We start from the raw sequence: 10,986 nt of genomic DNA, 5'->3' as shown, positions 1-10,986 counted from the left end.
ACGTCGCCTTTCTCAGCCACGGGGCATGCCGAGCACCCGCTCGGCCGCGATGTTGCGTTGGATGAAGGTCGATCCGCCGGCGATGGCGGTGCCGCGGGCCTGATAGGCGAGCCGGAGCCAGCGCTGCTGGTCGGCGTCGGCCGAGTCGTCGGTGTCCGCGGCGAGACCGAACTGGCCGCCGAAGTCACCCAGCTCCAGGCCGAAGTCGGCGATGTCCTCGACCAGCGGACAGAAGTAGAGCTTCCCGATCGAGGTGACCGGGCCCGGCGGCTGTCCAGAAGCAGCACCGGTGATCACCCGCTGGCCGATCAGGTAGTGCGTCAACGCGCGACCGTAGAGGTCGGCGATGCGCTGCCGGATCTCGCTCTTTTCCGTCAGCGGAGCACCTTCGTCGTCTGTGGTCCGTCGGACCTGATCGATCAGGTCGCCGACCGCCCGAGTGGTGTTCACCCGCCCGGTCGCGATGCCCACGCGCTCGAAGGCGAGCGTGCCCATCGCGACCTTCCAGCCGCCGTCGACCTCCCCGACCACGGCAGAGTCGGGAACGAACACGTCATCGAGGAACACCTCGTTGAACTCGGCCTCGCCCAGCATGTGCTCGAGGGGGCGGACGGTGACCCCCGCCGAGGACATCGGGAGCAGGAAGTAGGTGATCCCCTTGTGCCGATCGCCACCGCCCGTGCGGGCCAGCAGGATCGCGTTGTCGGCGATCTGTGCGCGCGAGGTCCAGATCTTCTGCCCCTGGATCGACCAGCCACCGTCGACCTTGGTCGCCTTGGTGCGCAGTGAGGCCAGGTCCGAACCCGATTCCGGTTCGGAGAACAGCTGACACCAGATCTCGTCACCGGTCAGGATCGGCTGCAGGTAGCGCTGCTTCTGCGCATCATCGCCAAAGGCGACGATCGTCGGTCCGGCGAAGTCCTCACCGATGATGTTCAGTCGCTCCGGCGCTCCCGCACGGTCCATCTCCTCGTTGAAGATGGCCTTGATCTTCGCGTCGGCACCGGCGCCACCGAATTCGGTGGGCCACGACAACCCGGCGAAACCGGCGTCGAACAGCTTGCGCTGCCAGACCGACCAGAACTCACGCTTGCGCTCGAGCCGGGAAGGCTCGGGCCAGGGCAGCGTCGGAAGGGTCGCCGTCAACCATTCGCGTACGCGGGTCCGGAACCGTGCCTCTTCCGGCGTATCACTCAGATCCATGTGAACCTCTCCATCCGTTATGGACTAAAGGTACTATAGGTCTGACCATAAAATCTAGGAGGTTCCGCGTTGTCGGCCACTACATCCACAGGCTCGATCCTCGACGAGGTGTCGTTCGAGATCGAAGCCGGCAAGATTCGCGAATTCGCCACGGCGACCAGGACAACCGATCCGGTGCACACCGACCTCGCCGAAGCGGCGGAGTCCGGGTTCACGGCGCTGCCCGCGACTCCGACCCACGTGGTCGTCGCCGGGCATCACCGCAATCAGCACGGGTTCGTCGCAGCACTCGGCATGGACATCGCGCGCGTGGTGGTCGGATCGGTAGAGTGGGAGTACCACCGTCCCCTGGTCGCCGGGGACCGCGTCACCGGGACACGCCGCATCGTCGAAGACACCACTCGCGACGGTAAACGCGGCGGGACCATGCGGCTGGTGACCCTCGAGACCACGTGGGTCGACGACGAGGGCAAGACGGCAATCACTCAGCGCGAGGTTCTCATCGAGAGGGGTGCAGCATGACCCGCACCCCCATCGCGCTGACGGCAGGACAGGAACTCGCGCCCCGGGTCATCGGTCCGATCACCCAGACCGACATCGTCCGTTTCGCCGGTGCGGGTGGCGATTTCAACCCCCTGCATCACGACGCGGACTACGCACATGCCGCCGGACTTCCCGGCGTCATCTCGATGGGGCAGATGCAGGCCGGAATGCTCGCCGCCTGGGTATCCGACCTGGTCCACGTCGAGAACCTGTTGTCCTACTCGGTACGGTTCTCCTCTCCCCTGGCGATCGGCGAGACACTGGAACTCCGCGGAACCGTCACGAACGTCGACGAATCCGGTACCGCAGCGGAGCTCGAACTCCGGGCGACGGTCGGCGATCGCACCGTGATCTCCGCGTCCGCGCGCGTCCGGCTGTCAGCACCGGCCTAGGGTGCTGCGAATGCCGGCGCCGGTCATGCGTTCTACCACAACGACCGGCGTCGGCTCAGATCCTCGGTGATCTGGTGCCTCAGTGGCTCAACGTGATCTTGCCGAACGCAGTACCGGCCTCGAGGTGACGATGAGCCTCGGCGACATCGTCGAGTGGATAGCTCGCCGCGATGGTCGGCGGATCCACCCGACCGGCGCTCACGAGGTCGAGCAGTCCCCGAAAGTCCTGCGGTCCACCCATCGTGGTTCCCAGCAGGCTGTACTGGCCGAAGAAGAATGCACGCACGTTCATGGTCGCCTGCTCGGCGACGTTTGCGCCGAGCACCACCAACCTGCCACCGGGCCGCAACGTCCGAACCGACCTGTCCCACAAGCCAACCGGGTCGAGCACCACATCGAAGCCCCGCCCGCCGGGCGAGACCGCCATGACGCGCTCGGGCCAGTCGTCAGCGGTGTGCAGCACACCGTCGGCCGCGCCCGCCGTGCGCGCTCGGGACAACTTGTCGTCACTCGAACCGGTCACGTAGACCTGCGCGCCGATCGCCGTGGCCAGGGCGATCGCCATGGTGGCAACGCCGCCGCCCGCACCGATAATCAGGAGCGACTCCCCGGCTTGCAGCCCGGCGCGGGTCACCAGCGCACGGTAGGCGGTCACGCCGACCAGCGGCAGTGCCGCGGCCTCCTCCCAGCCGTAACCCGACGGCTTCGGCGCCACGCACTCCACCGGCACACTGACCGCTTCGGCATAGGTACCGGGCAGGTGGTCGCCGAGGATGTCGAAATCGGGCCCCGGCGCATCGGTCCGGTCGCCCCAGAACAGCGACGGCAGGATCACGACTTCCTCACCGGTGTCCGCCCGCATCCCCGCCCCGTCGGCTCCGGGTGTATGCGGCAACGGCGAACCGTAACGTCCCTGCCGGACCAGCACGTCGTGCCAGTTCAGCGCCGACGCCCGGAGTTCGACGGTCACCCACCCCGGTTGCGACACCGGCCGTGGACGCTCGCCGATGCGCAAGACGTCGGCGTCGCCGAAGGACGGCATCATCACTGCTTTCATGCGATCTCTTCCATGCTGTCCTGTGGCCTCACGATCACCGTGGCCAGTGCGCACGGTTTGCCGGAAGTCGCGACCGCGGCGACCTCGACGACCGCCATCGAGCGGCCTCGATGCTGCACCCGGCTGCGGAAGGTGATGGTGTGCGCAGCGTCGGCCGGTCGGACGAAGGCGGTGTCGATACTGTTGGTGCGCAGCTGCCCGGTCGCACCCAGCGCCGACATCGCGGCGAACTCCGCTCCGGTGATCAGGATGCCGCCGTGGATGTTTCCCATACCGTTGGCCGCGTACGGATTCGGCGGCAGTTCGATCACGCCGGGCTCGAGCTCCCGCACAGCCAGCGCGGCACGCAGCGACGTCTCCGGTCCGGGTGGCGTCGCGTCGATGTGAGGCGTGGTCAGTGCCTCGGTCACGGTCAGCAGGTGCGAGCGCTGAGTGATGAGCGCCAGGACATTGCCGTCGGGACCGCACACCTCACCCCGGGTGGTACCGCTCGCGTCGTCGCGGGCGACCAGCCTTCCCGTGGCGGTCAGCGTGCTGCCGTCAACAGGCGGGTCGGCCAGCAGATCGAGTCGGATGCCCAGGCTGACCGGCCAGCGGTCGGGCGGCGAACCGGCCGCGACCACATAACCCGTCACGTCGTCGAGAATCACGCCGAGCGCGCCGCGACAGACACCGACGCCAGGGTCGGCGAGCCAGCCGCCGCTCTCCTCACACAACTCGGCCGAATCCGGCGACAGCGCTGCCTCCGACACTCGGAGCAACCGCTCCGCCCCGCCGAGAACGAACTCCGGCGCAGTGACCTCCATGCCGGTCAGTGTGCCCCGGGAGCGGCCACCTGTTCCAGTTCAGCTGCCACCTGCTTACGCAGTACGTGCTTCTGGATCTTGCCGGTGGCGGTCATCGGCAGTTGGTCGATCGCGATGACGCGCTCCGGAGTTTTCTGGATCGCGACCCCACGGTCGGTGAGGTAGGCCCGAAGCGCCTCCACCGTCGGCGCCTGATGACCGGGCTTGGGCACCACGTACACGCACACCTTCTCGCCCAGGCTCGGGTCGGGCATGCCGACCACCGCCAGCGAGGACAGGTCCGGATGCGCAGCCAGCTTGTCCTCGACCTCGCGGACGCTGATGTTCATGCCGCCGCGGATCACGATGTCCTTGGTGCGGCCGGTCACCCGGACGAAGCCGTCGGCATCCATGACACCCCAGATCACCGGAGCGGGAGAACCCTTCGGGCGTATAGAGCTGGTCGGTGTCCTCGGGGCGGTTGAGGTAGCGGACCATGTGCGACGGACCGCGGTAGGCGATGTCCCCCTCGCCGCCGCGCGGCACCTCGAAGCCGTCCGCGTCGACGATCTTGACCTCGGCTCCGGGCAGGGCGGCGCCGTCGGAGGTGATCGAACGCTCCGGCGAATCCTGGAGCGTGCATGTGGTGGTCGACAGGTTCTCCGACCTTCCGTACAGCGAAAGGACCCGCGTGTCAGGCAGTTTCGCGGTGGCGTTCTCCACCACCGCGGCCGGAATCGGGGATCCGGCGCAGGTCCAGACTCGCAGGCTGGACAGGTCGGCCTCGGGATGCTCGTCGGCGGCGGCCATCAGGGTCTGCAGGAACGTGGTCGCGGTGACCGCGGCGGTGCAGCCGAACTTCTCGATGTCCTCCAGTGCCCGGACCGGGTTCCACTCGGCCATGAAGTGGGTGGCGGCCCCGGCCAGCATCGGGATGAGCACACTGGTCACCAGACCGGTGGTGTGGGTGATCGGCGACGGACCGAACTGCACGTCGGCCTCGGTGTGGCCGAACGCAATGGTGAGTGCGCGCGCGCCGGATGCGTAGGTGTTGAAGGTGTGCACGCACCCCTTGGGTCGTGAGGTCGTGCCGGAGGTGTACACGATCACGTAGGGGTCGTCGGGATGCGCCCGGAAGTCCAGTTCGGAGTCCACCTCGTCTGCGGTGATGTCCCCGAGGATCAGATCCTCGAGCACGTCGATGTCACGATCGGCCAGAGCCTCGCGGTCGTCGGCTCCGGCCCGCACCGCGACGATTTCGCTCAAGGTCGACGACTCGCGGCGGATGCCCTCGAACATCTCCAGGTAGTCGAACCCCTTGAACTCCACGGGTGCGATGGCCATCCGGATGGCGGCGTCGTCGACGACGTGGGTCACCTCGTCCCGGCGGTAGATCGGCATGATCGGCACCATCACCGCACCGATCCGGGTCAGCGCTGCGGCGATCACCACGAACGCCGCCCAGTTGGGCAGCTGGACCGCGACCCGGTCGCCGGCGGTCAGGCCGCGACGCCGTAGGCCGAGCGCCAATTGCTGTGACCGGTTGTAGATCTCGGCGTATGTCAGTTCGTGTGTTCCGTCGGTGACGAACACCTTGTCCCCGTGCGACACCGAGCGCTGCCGTAGGAGTTCGCTGAAGTTCTCGTCCGTCCACTGACCGGTCCGGTAGTAGTCCGCGATTTGCTCCGGGGCGTACCGGCCGAGATCACGTTCGCTGCTCATTGCGTCTGCCCTCACATCGTGTTCAAGGTAATGCTTCGATATTAGAATGGTATGACCGTTTAGAGCAAGGACATCTCGATCTCGACGCCGGCGCGATCAATCACGGGGCTCGAGGAGATCAGTCGGGGCGTTCGAGGAGATTGAGGCGGACCGCCGCCAGATCCGCAGCGGATACGCCGGCCCGGTCGGTGAGGTAGTGGGCCGCGTCGCCGTAGCGCTCGGTGAGATGCGCCAGCGCGAACCTCATCGCTTCTGCGGGGGCGTCGAAGAGAACCCGGGCGATCTCCGGGTCACGGCCGGCCGCGACGATACGGTCGGCGGATGCGTCCACCCGATTCGGCCTGAGCACGCCGGTCAGCGCATAGTCCTGCACCACCACTTCCTCGGCCACACCCAGGGAACGCAAGACGAGCGCGACGAAGACACCGGTGCGGTCTTTGCCGGCGGCGCAGTGCACGAGCACCGGCAGAGCGGACCTATCGGCAAGCAACCGGTAGGCCGCGCCCAGCACGTCGGCACGTTGCTCGAGCAGTGCCACATAGAAGCGACCCATGTCGGTCGCGTCGAAGGCGGTGAGCTCACCGGTGAGCAACATCTGGAAGAAGTTGGTATCGGCGCCCTCACCGCCTTCGGCGATCGGCAGCTGATGAAGCGTGCCACCGGTGGCCGACGCCCAGGCCGACGGCGCGCGCGTGAACTCCGCTTCGGCCCGGAGATCGATCACGGTCCGGACCTCCAGGCTGCGATAGTGCGCGTCGTGCTCCGCGTCGTAGAAGGAGTACGACGACGGGCCGCCGGGATCGACGATCGCCTCGGCCCGATACAGGCGCCGGCGGGCGATCACCGCCCCGTCGGCGACCCGGTACCCGCCGACGTCTCGCAGATTGGAGGTACCCGGAACGGCGATCCGTTGCTCGGTCACCGGCTTCAGCCCTCGATTGCCAGTGCGCGCACCGGACACCGCCGGACCGCCTGTTCCACCGCCTTGCGCTGACTCTCGTCGGGAGTCTCGTCGAGCACCTCCAGATCACCGTCGTCGTCGATGGTGAAGACGTCCGGTGCCGCGTACTCGCACTGCCCGTGTCCTTCACACAGGTTCCAGTCGACCAGCACCTTCATGACCGATCTCCTTTCTCGATCCGCACCCGTAGCCGCTTGAATGCGTGAAATTGGTTGCTGTGCAATCGGTCCGGAGCCGCCAAGGGCGTGATCCGCAACCCCCGGTCGAGCACCTGGGTCAGGAAGGACGTGACCTCGGCACGTGCCAGGTGCGACCCCATGCAGGCGTGGATGCCCCAGCCGAAGCCGACGTGCTCGTTGTCTTCCCGGTCGATCCTGACGAGATCCGGATCGCTGAACACCGCCGGGTCCCGGTTGGCCGCCTGGAACCAGCACACGATCTTGTCGCCGGCCCTGATGGTGCGACCGTCCCATTCGACGTCGCGGGTGGCGGTCCGCCGCATCGCGCGGATCGGGGTGATATAGCGGAGCATCTCCTCGATCGCCGGCTTGAGGAGCGTGCGGTCCCGCTCCAGCTTGCGCCACTCGTCCGGGAACTCGTGGAACGCCAGCACCGTTCCGGTGAGCAAGTTGCGGGTGGTCTCGTTGCCGGCTCCGACCAGCACGAAGTAGTACGCGGCGAGATCGGCCCAGGGCAGCGGTTCACCGTCGAGTTCGGCGTGCACCAACTTGGAGACGATGTCGTTGCGCGGTTCCCGGCGGCGCTGTTCGCTCAATTCCTCGAAGTAGGCGAACATCTCGGCGCGGGCGCGCTCCTTCTCATCGGGCCGGGTCATGTATTCCGGATCGTCCGAGACCACCCGGTTGGTCCAGTCGAGCAGGAGACCGCAGTCCTCGAGCGGGACCCCGAGCACCTGACCGAGGGCCTGGATGGGCAACAGCGCGGCAGCCGACTTCACGAACTCGACCTCACCGCGTTGCTCGATGTCGTCGAGGATTGCGGAGACCGACCTATCGATCACCTCCTGCCAGGCCTGGATTTTCACCGCTCGCAGGTGTGGGGCGGCCAGCTTTCGCAGCTTGCCGTGGCGCGGCGGATCGGTGTTGTGCACCGTGCTGGTGGAGCCCTCGACCTTGCGGCTGAGGATCTGCGTGCCCTCACCGTTGATGAAGGTCTGTGGGTCCATGACGACCCGGACCACGTCCTCGTAGCGGGTTACCGACCAGAAGCCCGGGCCGTTCGGCTCCTCGTTCCAGTGCAGCGGTTCCCGCTCACGCAGCTGCGAGAGCAGCGTGTTCTCGGTGCCGGCGATGAACGGATCGAGATCCATCAGATCGATGGCCTGTGATTGCACAGTCATTTCGACTTCCTCACTGCGTGTCCACCACCGGGCTCAGGCTGACGAGACATGCGGGAAACCGTTGCCGAACAACAGGACCGGGGTCAGAATTTCCGCCGCGCGGGCACTGGTCAGGACCGGCCAGGCCGCCTCTGCGTTGGGGTGCATGGTGTCGAATCCCTCGGCCACGAACTTGTCCCAGATGCCGGCACGTGCAGCGTGCGGAAGCAGGAACTCGCGGGTGTAGACCATCACTCCGTCGCGAATCTTCTCTTCCGTCGACTTCTTCGACAGGGTCCGGTACATCGACATCGTCCCCTTCTGGCACTTCTGGGAGATCTCGGCCATCTCGTGCGCGTCGAGCACCCGCAGCTCGCCCATCGGCGTGGTCATCGTGTCGCGGGCGAAGACGACTGCCCCCTCGAGGTATTCGAGGTAGTTCGACGGTTCGCTGAAGGTGGTCTGGATCTCGGTGATCGTCGCCTTGACCTTGTCGGCGGAGAACACCATCACCTCGGTGACGCAGTACGGCAGCCCCTCGGCGACCCCCGACCACGGATACGCGGTCTCGTTGAGGAAGTGATCGCGGACGATGGCGAACTTGTTGCCCGGCAGCGGATATGGCCCGGTGTCGGCCATTCCCGCACGGCAGTCGTAGTGCAGCATGAAGCCGAACAGTTCGGTCCGGGCATTGAATTGCCGGAACGCTTCGAGTTCGGCCGGATCGTCGAGCGGTTTGACCTGGTCGACCAGTGTCTGCAGCACGTCGGGAGCCAGCACCGGGACCTGGTACTCGCGCGCCGAGACGAAACCCGGTCCCTCGCCCCAGGTTCCGTGCTGCAGGCGTCGGCCGAACTGGATGATCGTCTCCAGATCCTCGCGCCGGCTGTTCACAGTGTCCTGTTCGAGTTCGATGCCGATACCGCGGCCCAGGATCGGGCAGACCGACGCCGCCCAGTTACGGGTGACGTTGATCTTGGTGCCGATCTCGCGGCTGGAGGTCTTGGCCAGATCCAGCAGCCCGTCGACGCCCACCTCGTCGGTCAGCATGCGGATGAACCGGGGGTAGTTGTTCCACTGCTGGACGAACGAGACGGTCTCGTACTCCTGGCGTGGGATCAAACCGGATTCGCCTTCGGAGGCCCGGCCGAGGATGAAGTCCCACAGGTTCCAGGCTGCGTAGTCGAGCCAGCTGTTGATCTGGGCATCGTCGAGGGATTCGAGCCGGACATCGTCGGCGGTGGTGTCCAGGAAGGGTACGGTCAGGCGCTCGCGCATCTGCCGGTTCCCCTCGACGCCCTGCGGCACCTCGGCCTTGAACGCCTGCAGGAACGGAGTCGGATCGAAGGGAGCCTCGACCCCGGTGTCGGTGGTGGTCATGTCTCTCTCTGCCTTTCGGTTACGCGTTGCCGTCGACGAGGTAGACCACTCCGTTGTCGCCGGAGGTCTCGAGCCGCACAGTGGTGCCGTCGGCGGGGATGGTCTCGCCGCGGGAGGTCTGGATGCCCTCGGTGAACTCGGTCGACATCACACAAGGGATGCCAAACTCGCGGGAGAGGATGCCCAGATGGCTCTCCGGAGCACCCTGCAGGGTGATCAGACCGGCCACTCCGGCCATCAGTGCCGGCGACATGAAGGTGGTGGTTCCGCCACGGGAGATGACGATCGAGGTCTCGACGTCGGGACCGTCGATGAAGTCGAGGACCTCTTCGGGGGAGTCCAGGAACCGGATGGTCCCGGTGGCGGTCTTGGATGACGTGAACGCCTTGATACCGGTGCCGATCACCGCGTCGGCAACTACTTCATTGCTGGTCATGGGGTTTTTCCTCCAGATTCGGGGACTGGTCAGAATTGTTAGACCAATTGCTACGATGATGTGCGCAGTGTCACAATGACGTCAACCGGTTTCGGTCGTCACAGGGCTTTTTCCCCAATTCGGGGGAGCCACAGAACCGACCCGGCCAGGAGGAGACAACCGTGAACGTCGAGGAGTCGGAGCCGACCGTCGAGGCGGCAGTCCGTGCACTGAGTAGGGCCGCTGCCGGCCTCGACACCTCGACACAGTCCACCACCCGTGGGGTGGTGGACGGCCAGACCGCCTTGGAGATGATCGCCGCGGTGCAGCGGGTCCTGTCCGGACTACCCACCGATCCGGAACTGGAGCAGGCGACGCTGGACCTGCGGGCGAGCCAGGCCGAGATCCTGGCCGCAGAGGTGGCGCGGCAGCGCTCCAAACTGTCGGTCCTGCGCGAACAGCTCACGCGGCTCCGGGCGGCACGAACCGTCGACGACCTCGCCGACGCGATCCCCATCGAGGCGGCCGGCCTCGGCTACGAGCGTGCACTGTTCTCCTGGGTGCGCGACGAGCGGTGGATCCCCCGCTCCGGGCACAGCCTCGGGGACCCACACGAGGCCCGGGCGATGGTCGCCGCCGGCGGGCCGCCCTATCAGGAGATCCGCTACCTCAACGAGGTGCGGGTCGTGCGCGAACGTAAATCCATCCTGGTTCTCGGAGTGGCCGACAACCCGCGAGTGCATCCGACGATCCTGCCGGTGACCCGATCGGTGACCTACACCGCGGGGCCGGTCGTCGCTCGCGGACGCGTCGCCGGAATGGTGCACGTGGACCGCAATCTCGAGACCGGCTTGACCGACGAGTTCGACCGGGATCTGCTCGGACTGTTCTGCGAGAGCGTCGGAGTGGCCCTCGACCGGCTGCTGACCGCTGAAGAGATCGGCCAGGCGCAGACGACACCGAGTGAGGCGGAGTGGCTGGGCACGCTGACCGAACGCGAGCGCGAGGTGCTCCGACTGGTCGCCGAAGGGCTGACCAATGCCGAGATCAGCGCGCGCCTCTACGTGAGCCCCGAGACCACGAAGTCCCATGTGAAGCGACTGATGCGGAAGATGGGCGTGCGGACCAGATCCCAGGCGGGAGCGATGTTCCACGCCGCCGGTGCGGCCTGACACCGGATTCGCGCAGG

11 protein-coding genes and 1 pseudogene are annotated in these 10,986 nt (G+C 66.6%); 3 read left to right on the top strand and 9 right to left on the bottom strand.

What is annotated here, in order from left to right; translation table 11 throughout:
• Positions 1-12 precede the first annotated feature (12 nt).
• Positions 13-1,203: an acyl-CoA dehydrogenase family protein gene (locus RVF83_RS11640; protein ID WP_005196909.1), complete on the bottom strand. Its 1,191-nt coding sequence runs from the start codon at positions 1,201-1,203 to the stop codon at positions 13-15.
• Between the two features lie 69 nt (positions 1,204-1,272).
• Here RVF83_RS11640 and RVF83_RS11635 point away from each other — a divergent pair, with 69 nt between their 5' ends.
• Both RVF83_RS11635 and RVF83_RS11630 read left to right on the top strand, forming a co-directional pair.
• Positions 1,273-1,725: an FAS1-like dehydratase domain-containing protein gene (locus RVF83_RS11635; protein ID WP_005196905.1), complete on the top strand. Its 453-nt coding sequence runs from the start codon at positions 1,273-1,275 to the stop codon at positions 1,723-1,725.
• A complete protein-coding gene (locus tag RVF83_RS11630) occupies positions 1,722-2,138 on the top strand; it encodes a MaoC family dehydratase (protein ID WP_005196903.1) in 417 nt (138 codons plus the stop codon). Before RVF83_RS11635 ends, RVF83_RS11630 begins: the two co-directional genes overlap by 4 nt.
• A 79-nt stretch (positions 2,139-2,217) precedes the next feature.
• On the opposite strand, the gene RVF83_RS11625 is transcribed toward RVF83_RS11630, so the two are convergent.
• The 8 genes and pseudogenes from RVF83_RS11625 to RVF83_RS11590 form a co-directional block, all read right to left on the bottom strand.
• Positions 2,218-3,195, bottom strand: a complete 978-nt coding sequence (locus tag RVF83_RS11625) for a quinone oxidoreductase family protein (RefSeq protein WP_039880210.1) — start codon at positions 3,193-3,195, stop codon at positions 2,218-2,220.
• On the bottom strand, positions 3,192-4,001 hold the full coding sequence (locus tag RVF83_RS11620) for a PaaI family thioesterase (protein ID WP_005196899.1): 810 nt from the start codon (positions 3,999-4,001) through the stop codon (positions 3,192-3,194). Before RVF83_RS11620 ends, RVF83_RS11625 begins: the two co-directional genes overlap by 4 nt.
• Positions 4,002-4,006: 5 nt before the next feature.
• Positions 4,007-5,702 (bottom strand): annotated as a pseudogene (locus RVF83_RS11615) (AMP-binding protein).
• A gap of 118 nt (positions 5,703-5,820) precedes the next feature.
• Positions 5,821-6,624, bottom strand: coding sequence for a tyrosine-protein phosphatase (locus RVF83_RS11610; protein WP_255220657.1), 804 nt, complete (start codon positions 6,622-6,624; stop codon positions 5,821-5,823).
• A gap of 5 nt (positions 6,625-6,629) precedes the next feature.
• Positions 6,630-6,821 (bottom strand): ferredoxin, encoded by a 192-nt coding sequence (locus RVF83_RS11605; RefSeq protein ID WP_005196893.1) that lies wholly within the window; start codon positions 6,819-6,821, stop codon positions 6,630-6,632.
• Positions 6,818-8,023 carry a cytochrome P450 gene (locus tag RVF83_RS11600; protein ID WP_005196891.1) on the bottom strand — a complete coding sequence of 402 codons (1,206 nt, stop codon included), beginning with the start codon at positions 8,021-8,023 and terminating at the stop codon, positions 6,818-6,820. Before RVF83_RS11600 ends, RVF83_RS11605 begins: the two co-directional genes overlap by 4 nt.
• 33 nt (positions 8,024-8,056) lie before the next feature.
• Positions 8,057-9,382: a hypothetical protein gene (locus RVF83_RS11595; protein ID WP_005196889.1), complete on the bottom strand. Its 1,326-nt coding sequence runs from the start codon at positions 9,380-9,382 to the stop codon at positions 8,057-8,059.
• 19 nt (positions 9,383-9,401) lie between these two features.
• Complete coding sequence (locus RVF83_RS11590) at positions 9,402-9,818, bottom strand: PEP-utilizing enzyme (protein WP_005196887.1); 417 nt, start codon at positions 9,816-9,818, stop codon at positions 9,402-9,404.
• A gap of 161 nt (positions 9,819-9,979) precedes the next feature.
• Here RVF83_RS11590 and RVF83_RS11585 point away from each other — a divergent pair, with 161 nt between their 5' ends.
• Positions 9,980-10,969, top strand: a complete 990-nt coding sequence (locus RVF83_RS11585) for a helix-turn-helix transcriptional regulator (protein WP_005196885.1) — start codon at positions 9,980-9,982, stop codon at positions 10,967-10,969.
• Positions 10,970-10,986 lie beyond the last annotated feature (17 nt).

Source organism: Gordonia rubripertincta (genome assembly GCF_038024875.1).
Lineage (GTDB): Bacteria > Actinomycetota > Actinomycetes > Mycobacteriales > Mycobacteriaceae > Gordonia > Gordonia rubripertincta.
This window is presented reverse-complemented; position numbering and strand designations above follow the sequence as displayed.

Coding starts and splice junctions, on each gene's coding strand:
- RVF83_RS11600 (WP_005196891.1), bottom strand. CDS start 8,023: ATGACTGTGCAATCACAGGCCATCGATCTGATGGATCTCGATCCGTTC.
- RVF83_RS11595 (WP_005196889.1), bottom strand. CDS start 9,382: ATGACCACCACCGACACCGGGGTCGAGGCTCCCTTCGATCCGACTCCG.
- RVF83_RS11625 (WP_039880210.1), bottom strand. CDS start 3,195: ATGAAAGCAGTGATGATGCCGTCCTTCGGCGACGCCGACGTCTTGCGC.
- RVF83_RS11640 (WP_005196909.1), bottom strand. CDS start 1,203: ATGGATCTGAGTGATACGCCGGAAGAGGCACGGTTCCGGACCCGCGTA.
- RVF83_RS11630 (WP_005196903.1), top strand. CDS start 1,722: ATGACCCGCACCCCCATCGCGCTGACGGCAGGACAGGAACTCGCGCCC.
- RVF83_RS11605 (WP_005196893.1), bottom strand. CDS start 6,821: ATGAAGGTGCTGGTCGACTGGAACCTGTGTGAAGGACACGGGCAGTGC.
- RVF83_RS11620 (WP_005196899.1), bottom strand. CDS start 4,001: ATGGAGGTCACTGCGCCGGAGTTCGTTCTCGGCGGGGCGGAGCGGTTG.
- RVF83_RS11590 (WP_005196887.1), bottom strand. CDS start 9,818: ATGACCAGCAATGAAGTAGTTGCCGACGCGGTGATCGGCACCGGTATC.